Here is an 18,848-nt window from a genome sequence, read left to right on the forward strand (position 1 = left end):
GGACAGCGCCCCCCTCTGTCCTGCCGGACATCTCCCCCTCTAGGGGGGAGATCGGCTGTCATCCCGGCTTTCGCTAATTCGCGACATCGCGGAACCAGGCGAAGCATCGAAGCTGCCAATCTCCCCCCTAGAGGGGGAGATGTCCGGCAGGACAGAGGGGGGCGCCACGAAATGATGCGGGAAACAAGCTTGCCCCGCGCCGCGGCTGCCTTCCTCGGCTTCGCCCGGCTGCTACGCAACTACGGTTTCGCCATCGCCCCCGAACAAGTCTCCAACTTCATGCAAGCCGTGACCCTGCTCGGCCCCCGCTCGATGGCCGATATCCGCCAGGCCGCCCTTGCCACGCTGGCGCCGCCCCCCGACCGCCGCGACGAGTTCGAGGCTCATTTCCAAAGCTATTTCCATGGCAGCACATCAGCCGTGGTCGAAGGCGAAGCCGACGAGGAAACCCGTATCAAGGATGATGGCGGCGCCGACGACGAGCGGACCGACGCCGAGCACAGTCAAGAAGGTGGCGAACAGTCCTCGGCGCTGGAGCAGTTGAGCACCCGTGACTTCCAGCGCGACGACGACAGGCTGACCGCCTTTCGCCGCCAACTGTCATCCGCCCTGCCCGCCCGCCGCTCCTTTCGTACCGTGCGCACCCATTCGCGCGGCAAGCTCGACCTGCGCCGCTCGCTGCGCGAAATCGTCAGCGCCGATGGCGATGTCCCCTCGCCGCTGCTGCGCCGCCGCCAGACCGTGCCGCGCAAGCTGCTGATCCTCATCGACGTCTCGGGCTCGATGAAGCTGCACACGGCGGACTATCTCAAGTTGGCGCATGCCGCCGTGCAGGGTGCTGACCGGGCGGAAATCTTCACCTTCGGCACGCGGCTGACCCGCATCACGGCGGCGTTGCGCCTCCGCGACCGCGATCAGGCGCTGGCGCGCGCGGCCGCCCAGGTCGACGACTGGGACGGCGGCACCCGCATGGGGCCGACACTGCTCGCCTTCCTCTCGGTGCCGCGCTTCTCGTCCTTCGCGCGCGGCGCCGCTGTCGTCATCCTGTCGGACGCCCTGGAGCGTGGCGGCCATGCCGAACTGGAAACGGCCATCCGCCGGCTGAGCGCCCGCGCCTTCCGGCTGTCGCTGGCGACCCCTTTGGCCGGCGACCCTCGCTTCCGGCCGGAAACCGCCGCGCTCAGCGCCATCCTGCCAGTGCTCGACGATCTGGTCGACGGTTCGTCACTCGCCGGTCTCACCGATTTCATCCTGTCGCTTGCCCGCCCTGCCCCGGCGGCTGCGACACTCTGGAAAAGGGTATCCTGATGCAGAAAGCCATCGACGCGCATTTCCACATCTGGCGCCAGCAGGACCAGCCCTGGCTGGTCGGGCCGATGGTGCCGCGCATCTTCGGCCCCTACGAGCCGATCCGCCGCGATTATCCGATCGAGGAGTTTCTCGCCGACCAGCAAGGTTCTGGCGTCGAGAAGGCCGTCTATGTCCAGACCAATTGGGCCAAGGGGGATTTCGAGAAGGAAGTCGCCTTCCTGCAGAAGACGGCTGACGAGACCGGCTGGCCGCACGCCATTGTCGGCTATGCCGACATGACGGTCGACGATGTCAGGCCGCAGATCGATCGGCTGATGAAATACAGGCTGCTGCGCGGCGTGCGCATGCAACTGCACTGGCACGAGACGCCGGCCTTCCGCTTCGCCGCCTCCGCCGATCAGGTCATCGATCCGAAGGTGCGCGCCAATGTGGCGAGGCTGAAGGATTACGGACTATCGTTCGACCTGCAGTTGTTCCCCGCCCAGATGAAGGACGGACTGACGCTGGTCGGCGAAAACCCGCAAACCAATTTCATTCTCACCCATGCCGGCATGCTGACCGGCATGGAACCGGAAACCACCGAGGCCTGGAAGGCCGGCCTGCGCATGCTGTCAGCGGCACCGAATTTCCATGCCAAGCTCTCCGGCCTCGGCACCTTCGTCCACCGCAACGACCCGGCGCTGATCGCCTATATCGTCGACAACGCGATCGAGATTCTGGGAGCCGATCACCTGATGTTCGGCTCGAATTTTCCCATCGAGAAGCTGTGGACCAGCCACGCCGAACTGATCAAGGCGCATCGGGAGGCTGTAGCGAAGCATGGCGCGGCCGCCGAGGCGGATATCTTCTGGAACACGGCTGAGCGGATCTACCGGCCCTGAACCGGGCTTACGGCTTTCACAGAAGCGCGGAATTCCGCTCTTATTTCCATACAAGAGCGGAATTCCGCTTGACATGTTTCTAATGATAAAATATGCGTAATTCCGCTTCTTTTCACATAAAGAGCGGAAAAGCGCATGTCCCAGTCGATTTTTCAATCCCTTGGAGCTCAAATCAAGGAAGCCAGGCAGCGTCGGCAATTAACACAGCCAGCTCTTGCCGAACGACTGGGGCGGGACCGTGCACGTATTTCCGAGCTGGAACGCGACCTTGCCAAAGAGCGCATCGGACGAGACAGGCTCTCCCTGCTGGTCGATATCTGTGACGCTCTTGACCTGACGCCATTGCTTGTACCCAATTCCAAGCTTGCCGCCGCACGCGAATTGATTTCCTCCAAGAGGGTGGAGCGTGAGACATCATCCGGCCAATCCACCGCTTTCGAAGACGTGTTCGTCGACCTGTCCGATGAGGGGGACAAGTAATGGTGGAGCCAGCCGCGGTTCTGGGTGTGTATCTTTTGGATCGGCACGGCAAAAGAATCCGCGTGGGAATCCTGGCGCGCGACCGCGACAGAGCCACCACCTTCGTGGTCGACGAGGCCTATCTGAGAAATCCGGATCGACCCATTCTCAGCCTCGCCTGGGTGGTGCCGGGTGACGAAGAAGCCACACGGGCACGGCTTGCGGCGCGCGGCGACAAGATAGGCCTTCACGGCTATTTGCCCCCGTGGTTTTCCGGACTGCTCCCCGAAGGGGCCCTACGCGACCTGGTTATGACTGAGATGGGACCAGGAAATCATGACCAATTCGATTTGCTGACACGACTTGGTGCGGATTTGCCAGGCGCGGTTCTAGCCACGCCGGAAACTGGGCCATCCGCTTCGGCCGGGCCGCTTCGTCTCGAAAATGCTCAAGGCATTGATCTCGTGCGCCCAGAGGGTGTTGTGAAATTCTCACTCGCTGGCGTACAGCTGAAATTCGGCGCCCTGGCTATAGGCGACCGTCTCACCGTCCCGGCGAGGGCCGGAGAAAGTCGCTGTATATTGAAGGTGCCTACCCCTCGATATCCTGGTTTGCCAGAGGCGGAATATGCCGCCATGACCCTTTCGCGGATGATTGGCGTCAACACAGCGGATTGTCGCCTCATCCCAACCAGCGCCATCGAATCCATTCCGGCGTCCTTTTTCGAAGGCGGCAAGCAGGCCTTCGTTGCCGATCGTTTCGACCGGCCAGGTGAAGAACAGCGCATCCATATGGAAGATGCGGCCCAGATCGTTGGGGCCACTGGAGAGCGTAAATATACGATGGCCACCTACGAAACCATCCTCAACATGATCCGCCGCTTCAGCACCGACTGGCGGGCCGACGTTATGGAGGGATTTCGCCGGATCGTTGCCGACGTCCTGATCGGAAACGGAGACGATCATCTCAAGAACTGGTCATTCTGGTTTCCCGACAATCGCGAGATAAGACTTTCGCCGGCTTACGATATTGTTCCGACCATTTTCTATGCACCCAATGACGATCTGGCACTTCGGTTTGCAGGTACACACGCATTCGCGAATGTCACCTTCAAACGGTTTCGGCGTGTTGCCGAATTCCTGAAGCTCGACCCCGACTGGATCGAGAGGGACATGAAAGCTGTCGTCAAGAAAGCTCTCGAGCTATGGCCCAGAGCATGTTTTGATCTCCTGGAGGAAACGCGGGCCAATCAAATCGTCAACCGCTTGGACACACTTGCCCTGGTGCAGGAGACAAGACGGTAGGCGCCAAATCAGCTTTTCATCTCGAATTCAGGATCGACCAGGATCTGCATCAGCCTCACCAAGTGGTTGCCCTGCCATGCCAGTCCTATAATCGGCACCAGTTCGCCATACTCACGTTGGTCATGCGCTTGGGTACAGCCGCGCCGCACTGGCGCGGCCGTACTATGCCATCCCCTCACTGCGTCGGTAGCATGCCTTCGACGTCGCTTGCCGCGTCGGCGAGCGCTTCCTTGGGCGTTGCCGACTGGTCGACGATCCGCGACAGGTTGTCGACGATGGTCTGCGTCACCTTCACACCGTTGGTGCCCGGGAAGGCATACCACGGAACCATCAGCGGCATCTGGCTGAGCCCGGCCTGGAATAGCGGGTTCTTCTTGTAGAAATCGCCGAGATATTGCGGAGACTTCGCCGCCAGTTCATTGTTGGGGACATAGCCCGTGCCGGGCACAACGACAGACGCGCCATAAGGACCGGCGGCGAACTTCGCGAACTTCCAGGCGGCGTCCTGCTTGGCGGCGTCCTTGGTCAGGATGACCACGGCGTTGCCGCCGGTCGGTAGATGGCCGGTGACCGGGTCGATCAGCGGGATCTTGGCCGTGCGCAGCGTGAACTTGTCGCCGACATTCTTGATGGTGTTGACCAGCGCGCCGGTGGTCTGGAATTCGAAGCCGACCTTGCCGGCCGCGAAAGCCTGCTCGCCAGCCGGCTTGGTGAAGACCGGCATGCCGCCCTCCTTCACCATCCGCTCCAGGATCTCCATCGCCTTCTCGCCTTCCGGCCCGTTGAAGGCTACCTTGCTTTCATCCTCGTTCAGCATCTTGCCGCCGGCGCCGAACAGCAGCGCCGAAAACATCCAATCGTCGCCCTGCCAGCGGAAGTCGATGCCGTCGACGCCATTGCCGAGCGCCTTGATCTTGCCGCCGAGCGCGATCACCTCATCCCAGGTCTTGGGCGGATTGTCCGGGTCGCCGCCGGCGGCCTTCACCAGGTCGGCATTGTAATACATGATCGGGTTCGAGGTGGCGAAGGCAAGGCCGACCTGCTTGCCGTTGACCTGCGCCAGCTTCAGGATGGTGTCGGAGAAGCCGAGCTCCGCCATGTTGCCTTCCTTCTTGACCAATGGGCCAAGATCGACGGCAACGTCGCGCTCGTTGAGCATGCGCAGGCGATTGAGGCCGATAAAGGTGATGTCGGGCATCTCGTCGGTGCCGGCCTGGCGAAGGATGGTCTGGATGCCTTCCTCATAGGTCGCGGACGGGCTGGCGAACTGGATCTTGATGTCGGGATTTTCTTCCATGAACTTCTTCGAGATCGTGTCCATCACGTTCTTGAAGAAGCCGGGCATGGGATAATGAACTGTCAGCGTCGTCTCGGCATAGGCTGGCAGGGCCGCCGCAAGCGACACCGCCGCCGCGGCGAAAATCCTGGAAAAATGCTTCATTGCTCGTGCTCCTTTTTGGCCAGTCGGTTGTTGGCCCAATCAGTTGTTGGCCCACTCAGTTGTTGGCAAGCTCAGCCTTTGAGGCCGGTCATGGTGATGCCCTCGACGAAGCGCTTCTGTGCGAACAGGAAGGCGACGACGAGTGGAAGGGTGATGATCATCGTGGCGGCCATCAGCGCGCCGTAGTCGTCGCCGGCCTCGGCGGCGCGGAAATACATCAGGCCGAGCGGCGGCGTGGCGTAGGCCTGCTTGCTGACCACGATCAGCGGCCAGTAGAGATCGTTCCAGTGCGCGACCACCGAGAAGATCGCGAAGGCGGTGACCGCCGGCCAGGCGTTGGGAACGATGACGCGGGCGACGATGCCGAGTTCGGACATGCCGTCGAGCCGCGCCGCGTGGATAAGATCGTCCGGCATGGCGCGGAAGAACTGCAGGAACATGAAGATCGCGAACACCGAAATGGTGAAGGGCGCGACCAGCGAGGTATAGCTGTTCAAGAGCGACATGCGGTCGAAGGCGACATAGAGCGGCAGCGCGGTGGCGTGGATCGGCACCAGCAGGCCGAGCATGACCAGCACCATCATCAATCGCGCGGCGCGGAATTTCAGCTTGGCCATGGCGTAGGCGCAGGGGATGGCGACCAGCACCTGGAAGAAGAAGATCAGGCCGCACACGATGACGCCATTCCACAGCAGCGTTGCCATCGGCACCTTGGCTAACGCCTTGGCGAAATTCTCGGCGAAGTAGAAGTGCTCGGGGATGAGCGACAGCGACGAGGTGAAGATGTCGCTCTGCGTCTTGCCCGCCGTGGAGATCATGAAGATGTAGGGCGCGAGGATCATCAGCGCGCCGAGCGAAAGCAGCGCGAAGCGGATGATGCGGCCGGCAGGCAGGCTGGTCATGTGTAATGCACCCGCCGGTCGAGCACGCGGTATTGGAGAAGCATCAGCACGACCAGGATCGCCAGGAAGACGACCGTCATCGCCGAGGCATAGCCGACGCGCAGATAGACGAAGCCTTCCTGGTAGATGGTGAACAGCAGCACTTCGGAGGCCTTGTTGGGGCCGCCATCGGTCAGCATCTTCACCGTCTCGAAAACCTTAACCGCATTGGTGATGCTGATGGTGACGACGAACAGCGTCGTCGGCCCGAGCATTGGCCAGGTGACAAGGAAGAACCGGTCGAGCGCCGATTTCGCGCCGTCGACATGAGCGGCGGCGTAAAGTTCGCGCGGGATCGCCGTCAGGCCGGCCAGGAACAGCACCATGTTGAAACCGACCGACTGCCAGACGCCGATGATCGACAGGCTGTAAAGCACGGTATTCGAGGCGCCGAGCCAGTTCGGGCCGGGAATGCCGACCAGCGCAAGCAACTCGTTGATCGGCCCGATCGTCGGATGGAAGAGATATTGCCAGACGGTCGCCATGGCGACGATCAGCGACGCCACCGGCAGGAAATAGACGGTGCGGAAGAAGCCGCGCGCACGCGGTTCGCCTTCGATCAGCAGGGCGACGCCGAGACCGAGGATGATCGAGACCGGTGCGACGATCGCCGTATAGACCGATGTGTTCCACAATGATTTGCGAAAGGTTCGATCGGTGATCAGATGGGCGTAGTTCTCGAAGCCGACCAGGCGGAATTTGCCATAGCCGAGTTCGAAATCGGTGAAGCCGAGGAAGATGACGGCAGCCACCGGCAACAGCACGAACAGCAGCAACAGCACGATCGCCGGAGCCGCCAGCAACCAGGCGGTACGGTCCTCGCTGCGCCGATGAAATGCCGCGACGCTGGAGACATTACCCGCCAGCGCGATGCTAGACATAGGCCGGCTCCTGCCGTGCCGGCGCGGCACTTGCCGTACGCAGCCGCCGTCCCTCCGGCCCGAAGACCATGGCCTGTTCAGGGGACAGAAGGATACCCACCGGCATTCCCGTAATCAGGTCCCTCGCCTCATGCGGTGCGAGCTTGGCGATGACGGTGTCGCCGGACGCGTCGAGCCTGCAATGGGCAATGACTTCCGACCCGAGGAATTCGAGGCGCTCGATCCGCCCGGCAAGGCCGCTCCGCCCGCTGGGCGACAGCTTGACGAATTCAGGCCGGATGCCGAGGCTGACCGGGCCATTCGCCACCTTCTCCAGCAGGGCAAGCCGGATGCCTTGGAAATCGACACGGCCAGCGTCAGCGAGCGCGGGCAGGATGTTGATCCTCGGCTGACCGACGAAGCGGGCGACCTCGATATGGGCGGGATCGTTGTAGATCGCCTCCGGCGCGGCAAGCTGCAGCAGATTGCCGCCGATCATGACAGCCACGCGGTCGGCCATCGACAGCGCTTCGGCCTGGTCATGCGTCACATAGAGCGTCGGCACGCCGGCGCGGCGGTGCAGCTCGACGATCTCGCCGCGCGCATGGACGCGCAGATTGGCATCGAGGTTGGAAAGCGGTTCGTCCATCAGGAAGATCGAGGGATGGCGCACCATGGCGCGGGCCAAGGCCACGCGCTGCCGCTGCCCACCCGACATCTGACCAGGCTTGCGGTCGAGCAGATGGTCGATCTTGAGCACGGTCGCCATCTCGCGCACATCCCGCGAAATGCCGGCGCGGATCTCTTTCTGTCCTGGCAGGAACGAACCGACCAGCGGCAGGCGCTGCGTCCGGCTCAACCGCTTCATGGCCAAGGGAACCGCGATGTTCTGGCCGGCCGTCAGATGCGGATAGAGCGCGTAGGACTGGAACACCATGGCGACGTTGCGGTCGGCCGCCGCGACCGCCGACATGTCCCTGCCGCCGACGAAGATCTCGCCGCTGTCGGCATGATCGAGCCCGGCGAGAATGCGCAGCAAGGTGCTCTTGCCGCAGCCCGAGGGACCGACCAGGGCGATGAACTCGCCCGCTTCGACATCGAGGCTGACACCGTTCAGAATGGCGTTGCCACCGAAGGACTTCTTCAAGTCGCAAAGCGAGAGCGCGCTCATGATGCGACTTTCTTGCGGACCTTGTGCGCCTCGTGCGGGTAAACCTCCTCGACCACGTCATCGAGGACATGCACGGTCATGCCGGGGATGGCGACGATCTCGCTGGTGACGGTGTCGCCGAATTCATGCGCGACGGCGCCAAGCAGCCGCTCGCCCGGCATGTCGCGCTCCATGTCGCCGACGACAAAGGCCGCCGACGGACCCCAGACCAGCGAAGTGTTTCGGTATTTGCCTTGCCATGCCCGGTGCAGGTGCCCGCTGGCGAACAGCGCGACATCGTGGTCCGCGATCAGGTCGTAGAGACGCCGGCGCTGTGCCGGGCGGATGCTCCAGTAACCGGTGTCGCCCTCGCCCGGCTCATCGATGAATAAGGGCTTATGAGCGAAAATGGCGATGCGCCTGCCGCCACGGCTTTCCAGCGCCGCGCGCAGCCATTCGAACTGGCTTTCGTCCTCGGCATCGTCAAAGCCCATCAACAGGCTGTCGAGCCCTATGAATCGCCAGTTTCCGGCGTCCTCCATCCAATAATGGGGACCGACCAGCCGGCGCCAGCGCTCAAGACGTTCCGCATTGACCGGCTGCAGCGAGCCGGGCAGATGGCCGACATCGTGATTGCCGGGCACCAGCAGCATCGGAACCGAGATTTCCCGCATCAGATCCATGCAGAAGCTGATGTCGTCGTCCTTGTCGGCGCCGTCGACGCTGAGATCGCCGGTATGGACGACGAGGTCAGCGCCGCTTTGCTCGATCCAGGCCGCGAGCGGCTGCCAATTGCCGTTGAAATGCGGCTTGGTCGGGCTGAAATGGGTATCGGTGATCTGGACGATTTTCATGCCGGCTCCACTGCGAGAGCCGGCTGCCGGAGAACCACCGGCGCGCAACTTCGCGTAGGGTCTCCTTAGTGCCGTTACATGTCACTTCCTTAACAGGCTGGGGACAAATGTTCGCGCCGCGCCGATGGGCCGGCTGGCCGCCGGTGCGGTTCAGCGTTTGATAGAATTGCCGAACCGCTCCAACTCTTTGTTTTTACGCAATTTCGGATGGAAAGCCGTAATGCGCCTTCCCGGAAATGGCTCTAGCTTTTCACCTCGAATTGCGGGTCGACCGGGATCTGCATCGCCGTCACCAGATGGTTGGTCTGGCCGGCGAGGCCGATGATCGACACCAGCTCGCCATGCTGCGCGTCGGTCATGCCCTTGGCACGGGCGGCGGCCGTGTGCGAGTGGACACAGTAGGAGCAGCCATTGGCCGTCGACACTGCGATGTAGATCATTTCCTTGGTCAGCGGATCGATGGCGCTGTCGGCGACCATCACCACCTTCAACTGCTCCCAAATCCGCTTCAGCGCCGCCGGATCATTGGCCAGCCCACGCCAGAAATTGTTGACGAAATCCGATTTGCGCGTTGCCCTGATGTCGTCGAACACCGCCTTCACCGCCGGGATTTTTTCGACCTCGGCATCGCTGAGGAGTCTTGTGGTGGCCATGATCTGGTCCTTTCGTTTGGATGAATTAGGTCGTTGAATCAAGTTTCGAGCAAATATGGCTAACCGACTTTTTTGCCTCAGTTTTTGGCGCTCAACGGCGCAGGACATTGAAGGTTCGGCCGAAGTACCCAAACTTCGTCATCCCTGGGCGGAGCAGGCGCGAAGCGCCGTCGCGAAGACCCTGGGATCCATTCCGTGACTTTCACCGTAGAGCGCGGCGGAGCCAAATCCTGCACCGCAGCAGCACACCTGAGTCCCGGCACGGATCCTGGGGTCTGCGCCGCGTCGCTTCGCTCCTTGCTACGCCCCAGGATGACGAAGGGGCGGGCGTTTTCGCCAATTGCCAACGTGCATGTACCGCCAAGCCTCAGCGAATCTAATGCACCGCCGCATACATGATCTTCTCCTCCGTCGCCTCCGCCGGTGAAAACTCCTCGACGATCCGGCCTTGCCGGCAGACAAGAATGCGGTCCGACAGGTTCATGATCTCCGGCAGATAGGACGAGATCACCACCACGGCCAATCCTTCGTCGGCCAGCCGGTTGATGATCTGGTGTATCTCGGCGATCGCGCCGACATCGACGCCGCGCGTCGGCTCGTCGAAGATGACGATGCGCGGCTGCTGCACCAGCCCCTTGCCGATCACCACCTTCTGCTGATTGCCACCCGACAGCTCGACCACGCGCGCATTGTCGTTGATCGCCTTGATGCTGAGGGTTTTCGTCCATTCCGCCGAAAGCTGCCGCATCTCCTGCTGGTTGATCACCCAGGCCTTTTCACGGCCCGCCGCCAGCAGCCCGCCGAACAGGTTCTCGGCAATTCCCATCGTCTCGAAAATGCCCTCGCTCTTGCGATCCTCGGTGACATAGACGATGCCGTCGGCAACCGCTTCGCTCGGCACGAGGTAGCGCACCGGCCTGTCGTTCAGTTCGATCGCGCCACCGCGCAGGAAATCACGCTTGTAGATGCCGGACACGATCTTGAAGGTCTCGGTGCGGCCGGAGCCGATGAGGCCGAACACACCGGTGATCTGGCCCTCGAAGATCGAGAACGAAGTGTTGCGCACGACATTGCTCATCGAAATGTCCTGCACCGAGAGCACTTTCTTGCCGGCCTTGCGCAGCCTGGCCTCGTCACGCTGGCGATAGATCTGGCCCGACAGTGTGCGTCCGACCATGGCGGCGACAATTCTGTCGCGGTCGAAGGCCGAAGTGTCGTCGGTGATGACCAGTTCGCCGTCGCGCAGGATGGTGATGCGGTCGGCGATTGCGAGCGCCTCTTCCAGCGCGTGGCTGATGAAGACGATCGACACGCCGCTCGCCTTCAGCCTCCGGATCAGCGCGAAGAAGTGGCGCTTTTCCTCCGGTGTCAGCGTCGCTGTCGGTTCGTCGAAGATGATGATCTCGGCATTGTGGTGCACGGCGCGCGCGATCTCGACCATCTGCCGCTTGGCGGCGCCCAGTGTTGCCACCATGGCGTTGGGATCGACGGGAAAATTCAGCGACTGCAGGAACTGCTGTGCTGAAATATACGTGCCGCGCAGCCGGTTGAGGAATTTTTCAGTACCGAGATAGAGGTTCTGCGCCACCGTCATCGACGGCACCAGGCTGGTCTCCTGAAACACCATGGCAATGCCCGCCTCGAGCGCGGCGTGCGGCGAGGCGTAGGCAATCTCCTGGCCCTTGTGGAACATCTTGCCTGATGTGGCGTCGACGACACCGGCGATGATCTTGGTCAGTGTCGATTTTCCCGCACCGTTCTCGCCGAGCAGCGCATGGATTTCGCCCTTGCGCAGCTCGAAGGTGACGTTCTTCACCGCCGGCACGCCGCGGTAATTCTTGGTGACATTCTCCAGGCGAACGATCGGTTCCATCAGAAACCTCCCGAGGCAAGGTCGACGGCCAGCACGCAATCGCCGCCCTTCGAAGCGATCAACAGCCTGCCATCCCATTCCGCCACGCTGCAGATGCCATGGCGCGTGCCGTTGGCGCGGCTGTGCAAGCTGAATTGCGGCTGCATGTTTTGATCGAGCCTGACCACCAGCCCGTAGGAGCGGCTCGGCGACCACGGCTTGTGGATGCCCATGGTGCGGATGCCGCCGCATTGCAGCGGTTCGAGGAAGCTGCGGTTGGACGCCAGCGCCGGCGCGATCCAGTAGGCCGGCGGCACCTGTCCGATCATGTCCTGGCGATAGTGCGTCTCCTGCAGCACGAATTCGATCAGCCGGTTGCGCGGCGCGAACAGGGTAAGCCATGCGCCGCCATCGGCGGCAGGCGCGAGCCGCGCGGGATAGCCGGGCAGATGCGTCAGCACGGTCGAGCGATTGCCGGTCGTGCCATCGAAACGGACAAGCTGATGGCGCCAGCTCTCGCTCACCAGCACGTCTCCACCGAGGGGATGGAGCCCGTATGGGAACGCGATGTCGCCAGCCAGCTTGCGGAACTCGCCGCCTGCCGCATCCCGCTCCCAAAGCGAACCGGACGCGCCCTTCTTCATCAGATCGGCCGCCCATTGCGACGGCGCGTGCTCGGCCGACCCGTTGGCCAGCCATAGCGTGCCGTCCTCGGCATAGGCGAGCGCGGTGATGCAGCTGACACCAGCCGGCAGCGAAATCTCCTTGCCTGATATCGAGAGCTTGCCGCTTTCCAGCGCCACCGTCAGTTCGCCTGACCGCGACAGCGCCAGAGCCGTGATCGGAGATGGAAAGGTTTCGACAACCTTAGGCTCGCTTCCCACGGCAAGCGAATAGACGGCATTGCCGCTGGAGGCGAGCAGCCTGTCACTGGAGGCCAGCAGATTGTCCGGCTCGGACAATTCGGCGAAGGCAGCTGCATCATCGAGCCGCGTGTTTGGCCGAAAGGCGCCGTCGAGCGGCGGGATGGTCACCGCCTTGCCGCGAAACATATCCAGGATCGGATCGAGGATCATGGTTTCGCACCCCAATAGGAAGCCGGGCTGGTCCAGTTCGGGTCGGCGCCCTCAATCCTGTAGCGGCCAATGCGGTTGTTGAGGATGCCGCCGACGAACAGAAAACCCTTGTGCTCGCGCATCGAGGTGACCATCGGGTGCGCGCCGCCTGTCAGGTCGCCCATCGCCTCGACGATGCCGCCCTTCTCGTTGAATTTCACCACGCCGCCGGTGTTGATGTTGGGGAACAGCCATTCGTCCTGCGGCAGCCGGCGCGTCATGCGCTTGCGCATGTCGGGGTGGCGCAGCGAGAGGTCGAAGCTCGGCGTGCGCATGCCCAGCCACGCCATCCAGTAATTGCCGTCGGAGGCGCGGTTGATGTTGTCGGGATAGCCCGGCATGTCGCGGATGACGCATTCGGCGGTGCCCGCCTTCGGTCCTTCCAGCCAGTAACGATGCACGCGGCAGGCCCAGCTTTCGGCGAAGAACAGCGACTTGCCGTCATGCGCCATGCACACGCCGTTGGTGTAGCGGTAGCCGTCGAGCAGCGTCTTTGTCGAGCCATCCCGGGGATCGTAGACCAGCAGGCGGCCGGTAGCGCGGTTCTCGATCGAGTCCAGCGCCCAATCATGGGCATCGTAGCGCTTCGTCGAATCCGTGAAATAGATGCGCCCGTCCGGCGCGATGTCGCAATCATTGGGATCGCGCAGCCGCGCATCGTCAACGATCGAGGTCCAGGAACGCGACGTCTCGGCCGACAGGCGTTTTACTTCCCGTTCCGGCGACACCGAATAGAGTCCCATGGCGCCGACGCAACTGATCAGATTGCCCGCTCTGTCGAAGGCCAAGCCCAGCGGGAAGCCGCCAATGTGGGCAAAGACTTCCGACCTGACATAATCCGGCGCGAAGAAGCGGACGATCTCGCCATGGCGCGTGCCGCAATAGAGATTGTCGTCGCGATCGAGGATGACGTCTTCCGGCCCCTCCAGTTCGCCAAGCCCGATATGGTCGGCGGCGGACAACCGGTTGTCGAGTGCGTAAGGCGTGCCGGAGCCCGGCACCGCGGATTGTGTCTCGCCCATCTTGAGATAGACCGGCGCGACATAGACCTCGTTCAGCACCTTGTGGCGGTTCTTCAGCCAGCGGATATCGATGGTCACCGCGACCGCCAGCATGATGCCGAGCACCATCTGGTTGGTGCCGGTGCCGTAGCCGAGCCGGATCAGCCCATTGGTCATGGTCAAGACGATAATGGCGCCCATCAGGCCCTTGACCACCGAGCCGCGCCCGCCGCCGAGGCTGACGCCGCCGACCACCGCCGCCGTCAGCGCCATGATTTCGAGATTGAGGCCTGTGCCCGGCCCTGCTCCGCTCAGCCGGCAGGCGATGAGAAAACCGCCGATCGAGGCGCAGAAACCGGAAAAGACATAGGTCATGAACACGGTGCGGCGCACGCGAATGCCGGCATTGTGTGCCGAGCGCCTGGAGCCGCCGACCGCCAGCACATGCCAGCCGGGCCGCGAGCGCGTCAGAGCGATATGGGTGACGATGGCCAGGATGATCGCCAGCCAGACCGAAACCGAGAGCCCCCAGAAGGTGCTGTCGCCGATGAAATCGAGCACGTCGGACGTAGCGGTCGAAAGCTGCACGTCGGCGGCATAGGTGGTGACCAGGATGTCGAACAGCGCCCGCCCGAAGATGAAGGTCACCAGCGTGGTGAGGAAGGCGCGCAGCCTGAGATAGCCGACGAGGTAGCCGTTGATGGCGCCGAAGACGAGACCCATGGCGAGCGACGCGGCCAGCGCCAGCCAGATCGACTGTTCGAGGATGAAGAAGACATAGACAGAGGAAAAACAGGACAGCGCGAAGATCGAGCCGACCGAGAGATCGATGCCGCCGCCCAGCATCACCACGGTCATGCCGGTGACGACCATCGAGAACTCGCCGAGTTGGCGGGTCGATTCCTGCAGCGAGGAGAGCTTGAAGAAGCCCGGAATGATCGAGCCGAATGTCGCCAATGTCACCACCAGCGCCAGGAAAGGAATGGCGTTGTCGGTCCAGCGCTTGGTCAGGATCTCGCCGACCAGATGGTCGGGCACGAGATTGTAGCGCCAGGACTGGAGGCGTTCGCGAAAGGTCATCAGGTCACTGCGGCAAGAGAAACGAGAGAAAGAGGCGGCCGGACGATCCGGCCACCTCGTTGAGGTCTTTAGAAAACGATCGCTTATTTCGCCGCCGCTTCGGCTTGCAGCGCCTTCAGGTCCCAGCAGCTGTCGGGCTTGAGGTCGGCCTTGGTTGTCGCCTTCTCCAGCGTGTAGATGTAGGTGTGCGAGGTGCCGGCCGGCTGGCCGCTCTGCAGCAGGAATTTGATGATGGCGTTCATGTCGCCCGACTGGCGAGCAAGATCGGTCATCACCACGGCGCCGTAGGTGCCGTCGTTCAGCTTGTCGCAATCGGCAGCCTTCTCGCCGCCACCGGTGGTGACCAAAAACACCTTGCCATCGAGCTTGGCGTCGCGGATCGCGGCGGATGCGCCGGTCGCGTCACCATCCCAGAAGTCGATGATCGAGCAGATGTCGGGATTCTGCTGCAGCATGGTCGTGGTCACATTGCGCGAGGTCGTCGCATCCCAGTTGGAGTCGGGCTTGGCCACGACCTTGAAGTCGGGATGCTTGTCCAGCACCTTCATGATGCCGGCATATTGGTAAAGGCTGGAAGAGTTGGCCTGGTCGCCCTGCACCAGCCCGATCTTCTTGGACGAGTTCTCACCGCAGCCCTTGATCGCGGCTTCCGCCTCGAGCTGGCCGAGCCGGTCCCAGTCGCTGCCGACGAAGGCATCGGCCGGGAAGTTGGCCGGATTGTCGACCAGGATCACATAGGTGCCGGCGGCCTGTGCCTTCTTCATCAACTTGGAATAGGAGTTCAGGTCCGGCGCATGGATGATCAGCACGTCTGGCCTGGTGTCGGACGAGATCGCGTCGGTGATCGCCTGCGCGCCGGCGTCGACCACCCAGTTCGGATCGCGCGTCTCGAACGTGCCGCCCCAGGCCTCGACTTCCTTCTTCAGGTAATGCGCCCAGCCCTGCGCCAGGTCGAAGCCCATGGCCAGCGGCACCAGCATGACGCGCTTGCCCTTGAGTGCCTGGGCGTAAGCCGCCGGGCCCGGATCGTCGGCGGCGAAGGTCGGCGCCACGAAGGCGGTGACGGCAAGGGCCGTGGCCGCCGCCATGAGTGTTCTGATCAGTTTCATGATGTTATCCTCTGGTTCGGTTTTCATTGCCGGCCGATCGCCCCGATCGCACCGGGTACCCCAGAGCAAGATGGGCTAGCCCATCTGCTCTAAATGTCGCCCTGCTGCGCGGTCTGCTCGTCGCGCGGATTGATGATGCCGTCGACGATGATGGCGCCGAGCAGGATCGCCGCCTTGATCAGGTTCTGGTAGAGCAGCGGAATGTCGATGATGGTCATGGCGTTGAGCAGGATGCCGATCAGTGCCGCGCCCACCAGCACGTTGCGCACCCCGCCTCGCCCGCCCGACAGGCCGATGCCGCCGATCACCGCCACCAGCACGATGTCGTAGAGCAGCGTCGAGTTGACGACCCGCGTGTTGATCGAATGCAGGCTGGCCGCCGTCAAAAGGCCGGCAATCAGCGCCACGAAGGCGGAGAGCACATAACGCAGCACCAGCATCGGCCGCACCGGAATGCCGATGTTGCGGGCGGCCACCGGATTGTCGCCGGCGAAATAGATGTAGCGGCCCCATTTGGTGTAGCGCAGGAACAGGAAGAACAGGAAGGCGAGCCCCGCGAACACGAACACTTCGATCGGGATGTCGAGGAAGCGCAGGCCGCCGAGCAGCTCCACCCAATGGCCCTGTGGCACCGGCACGGCATCCTGCGTGATCAATTGCGAGCGGACATAGCCGAAGACGAAGGAGCCGGTCGCCAGCGTGACGAAGATCGCTGGCACATCGGCGTAGGCGACGAGAAAACCGTTGAGGAGGCCGATGGCGAGCACGCCTGCCAGGACATAGGCGAAGGCCAGCCCGTCCGAAGTGCCGGTGTTGAGCAGTTGCAGATACCAGGCGACCGACATCGCCATGATCGCCACCGCCGACAGGTCGATGCCGCGGCCGATGATGACGACAGCCATGCCGAGCGCCAGTATGCCCAGCACCGAGACCGAGCGAACGATGGCGACGAGATTGTTGGGATCGATGAAGCCAGGCAGGCCGATGGCCGCGGCGACGAACAGCACCACCGCTATGGCAAAGACAATGCCTTCCTGATTCAGGCCCCTGAAGTTCAGCCAGCCGACCATGTTCATTGTCTGCTTTCACCCCGATGGCAGCGCTGCCACCCCAGGAAAGAAAGCTAATCGGCTCAACGCCGCTTCGTCAAATGAATCCGCGCTCGAAACAAGGTCTGGCGGCGAGATTCTTGGAGTGGACGCATTGATTGGCAAAACTGGCGCAATGCCCGGAAACTCCAGCACTTTTGGCAATTGTTTGCGCCATTGTCCGTACCCGCGAATACGCCACACCAAGGCGAAAGGCGAAGATGGAATTTAACCTCGCGATGGGCGGGAAAATTCGACTTCAGTTCCCGGCAAAATGGCCCGAGACCTCGGCGCCGGCGGTCCTCGGCAACACCAGGAAACGGAACGCCGCCACCAGCCCGATGGCGCCGATCACCAGGAAGGCTGCTCGAAAATCGACGAGATCGAGCGCCGGCTGGTCCCTGGCGATCTGCGACAGGTTCAAGATCGCCGCAGCCACCGCGACGCCGAACAGCATCGCCACCTGCTGCAGCATCGAGGACAGCGTCGCCGCCGAGCTGCGCTGCCCGGCGGCAATATCGGCGAAGGCCAGCGTGTTGAGCGCGGTGAACTGCATCGAGCGCGTCAGGCCGGCAATCAGCATCAGGGCCACCACCAAGGCCTGCGGCGTCTGCGGCGAGATCGCCGCGCAGGCCATGATCGATGCCGACGCGATGATGCCGTTGACGACCATCACCGAGCGAAAGCCGAAGCGGCGCAGCGTCGGCGTCGTCACCGTCTTCATGCCGAGATTGCCGAGGAAATAGGCCAGGATCATCATGCCGGCATCGACCGGCGAGAGGCCGAAACCGACCTGGAACAGCAGCGGCAGGAGGAACGGCGTGGCGTTGATCGCTACCCGGAAGATGGTGCCGGCGGCAAGCGTCGAGATGGCGAAGGTCTGCACCTTGAACGAGGAGAGATCGAGCAGCGGATGCGGCGCGCGCCTGAGATGGCGCACCGCCAGCCAGCCGATGAGCATGCCCGCCGCGATCAGCCCCACCGTTGGCAAGGCGCCATCCTCGGGATGCGCGATGCGTTCGAGGCCATAGAGCAGGCAGACGAGCCCGAGCGAGGTCAGGAAGAACCCCGGCCAGTCGAGCGGCTTGGGCTCGGCTTCACGATCACCGGGGATGAAGCGGGCGACCAGCACCAGCCCGATCAGCCCAAGCGGAATGTTGATGAAGAAATTCCAGTGCCAGGACAGATAGGTGGTGATGAAGCCACCAAGCACCGGACCGACGACAGGCGCGAACAGCGCCGGCCAGGTGATCAGCGCCGTGGCGTTGAGCAATTCGGATTTCGAGGCGTTGCGCAGAACGAGAATTCGGCCAACCGGGGTCATCAGCGCGCTGCCCAGGCCCTGCACGGCACGCGCCGCGACGAACTGGGTCAGGTCTTGCGAAAAGCCGCAGGCGAGTGACGCCAGCGTGAACAGCGCGATGGCGACGAGGAAGATGTTACGCGCGCCAAAACGGTCGGCGAGCCAGCCCGACAGCGGCACGAACACCGCCATGGTCAGCATGTAGACGGTGATGCCGATGCTCATCGCCACCGCCGGCACGCCGAAGGAAGCGCCCATCTGCGGCAGCGAGGTCGAGATGATCGTCGAATCCAGCAGCTGCATGAAGAAGGCGATGGCGACGATCAACGCCACACGCCGCGAATTCCCGGCTGGTTCGGCTGAAGCTTCGGTCTCGGAAATGGCAGTCATGACGGACCGCTTGAACAGCATTTGGCCGACGGCGTCCAGATAACAGCCAACAAACT

At 62.7% G+C, this 18,848-nt stretch carries 16 protein-coding genes; 4 read left to right on the forward strand and 12 right to left on the reverse strand.

Features of this window, described 5'->3' with window-relative positions; all coding sequences use genetic code 11:
• Positions 1-171: 171 nt before the first annotated feature.
• The 4 genes from FJ948_RS04820 to FJ948_RS04835 all read left to right on the forward strand — a co-directional run bounded on the left by FJ948_RS04820 (position 172) and on the right by FJ948_RS04835 (position 3,955).
• Positions 172-1,308, forward strand: coding sequence for a VWA domain-containing protein (locus FJ948_RS04820; RefSeq protein WP_140702021.1), 1,137 nt, complete (start codon positions 172-174; stop codon positions 1,306-1,308).
• On the forward strand, positions 1,308-2,192 hold the full coding sequence (locus FJ948_RS04825; RefSeq protein WP_181173554.1) for an amidohydrolase: 885 nt from the start codon (positions 1,308-1,310) through the stop codon (positions 2,190-2,192). The genes FJ948_RS04820 and FJ948_RS04825 overlap by 1 nt, the downstream gene beginning before the upstream one ends.
• A gap of 135 nt (positions 2,193-2,327) precedes the next feature.
• A complete protein-coding gene (locus FJ948_RS04830; protein ID WP_140702024.1) occupies positions 2,328-2,672 on the forward strand; it encodes a helix-turn-helix transcriptional regulator in 345 nt (114 codons plus the stop codon).
• Positions 2,672-3,955, forward strand: a complete 1,284-nt coding sequence (locus FJ948_RS04835; RefSeq protein WP_140702026.1) for a type II toxin-antitoxin system HipA family toxin — start codon at positions 2,672-2,674, stop codon at positions 3,953-3,955. Before FJ948_RS04830 ends, FJ948_RS04835 begins: the two co-directional genes overlap by 1 nt.
• Before the next feature lie 175 nt (positions 3,956-4,130).
• Here FJ948_RS04835 and FJ948_RS04845 read toward each other — a convergent pair whose 3' ends face one another.
• The 12 genes from FJ948_RS04845 to FJ948_RS04900 all read right to left on the reverse strand — a co-directional run bounded on the left by FJ948_RS04845 (position 4,131) and on the right by FJ948_RS04900 (position 18,792).
• Positions 4,131-5,396, reverse strand: coding sequence for an ABC transporter substrate-binding protein (locus FJ948_RS04845; protein ID WP_140702028.1), 1,266 nt, complete (start codon positions 5,394-5,396; stop codon positions 4,131-4,133).
• 71 nt (positions 5,397-5,467) lie between these two features.
• On the reverse strand, positions 5,468-6,298 hold the full coding sequence (locus FJ948_RS04850) for a carbohydrate ABC transporter permease (protein WP_140702030.1): 831 nt from the start codon (positions 6,296-6,298) through the stop codon (positions 5,468-5,470).
• Entirely contained in the window at positions 6,295-7,218 is a 924-nt protein-coding gene (locus FJ948_RS04855; protein ID WP_140702032.1) for a sugar ABC transporter permease, read from the reverse strand. The genes FJ948_RS04850 and FJ948_RS04855 overlap by 4 nt, the downstream gene beginning before the upstream one ends.
• Positions 7,211-8,368 carry an ABC transporter ATP-binding protein gene (locus tag FJ948_RS04860; RefSeq protein WP_140702034.1) on the reverse strand — a complete coding sequence of 386 codons (1,158 nt, stop codon included), beginning with the start codon at positions 8,366-8,368 and terminating at the stop codon, positions 7,211-7,213. Before FJ948_RS04860 ends, FJ948_RS04855 begins: the two co-directional genes overlap by 8 nt.
• Entirely contained in the window at positions 8,365-9,201 is an 837-nt protein-coding gene (locus tag FJ948_RS04865; protein WP_140702036.1) for a metallophosphoesterase, read from the reverse strand. Before FJ948_RS04865 ends, FJ948_RS04860 begins: the two co-directional genes overlap by 4 nt.
• Positions 9,202-9,443: 242 nt before the next feature.
• Complete coding sequence (locus FJ948_RS04870; protein ID WP_140615468.1) at positions 9,444-9,854, reverse strand: carboxymuconolactone decarboxylase family protein; 411 nt, start codon at positions 9,852-9,854, stop codon at positions 9,444-9,446.
• Positions 9,855-10,230: 376 nt separating this feature from the next.
• A complete protein-coding gene (locus FJ948_RS04875) occupies positions 10,231-11,727 on the reverse strand; it encodes a sugar ABC transporter ATP-binding protein (protein WP_140702038.1) in 1,497 nt (498 codons plus the stop codon).
• Positions 11,727-12,782 (reverse strand): hypothetical protein, encoded by a 1,056-nt coding sequence (locus FJ948_RS04880; RefSeq protein WP_140702040.1) that lies wholly within the window; start codon positions 12,780-12,782, stop codon positions 11,727-11,729. Before FJ948_RS04880 ends, FJ948_RS04875 begins: the two co-directional genes overlap by 1 nt.
• Positions 12,779-14,902, reverse strand: coding sequence for an SMP-30/gluconolactonase/LRE family protein (locus tag FJ948_RS04885; protein ID WP_140702041.1), 2,124 nt, complete (start codon positions 14,900-14,902; stop codon positions 12,779-12,781). Before FJ948_RS04885 ends, FJ948_RS04880 begins: the two co-directional genes overlap by 4 nt.
• 83 nt (positions 14,903-14,985) lie before the next feature.
• A complete protein-coding gene (locus FJ948_RS04890) occupies positions 14,986-16,011 on the reverse strand; it encodes a sugar ABC transporter substrate-binding protein (RefSeq protein ID WP_015317085.1) in 1,026 nt (341 codons plus the stop codon).
• 89 nt (positions 16,012-16,100) lie between these two features.
• Positions 16,101-17,087, reverse strand: coding sequence for an ABC transporter permease (locus FJ948_RS04895; RefSeq protein WP_140702043.1), 987 nt, complete (start codon positions 17,085-17,087; stop codon positions 16,101-16,103).
• A gap of 271 nt (positions 17,088-17,358) precedes the next feature.
• Entirely contained in the window at positions 17,359-18,792 is a 1,434-nt protein-coding gene (locus tag FJ948_RS04900; RefSeq protein ID WP_140702044.1) for a DHA2 family efflux MFS transporter permease subunit, read from the reverse strand.
• Positions 18,793-18,848 lie beyond the last annotated feature (56 nt).

It is taken from the genome of Mesorhizobium sp. B2-3-12, assembly GCF_006442205.1.
Taxonomy (GTDB): Bacteria; Pseudomonadota; Alphaproteobacteria; order Rhizobiales; family Rhizobiaceae; genus Mesorhizobium.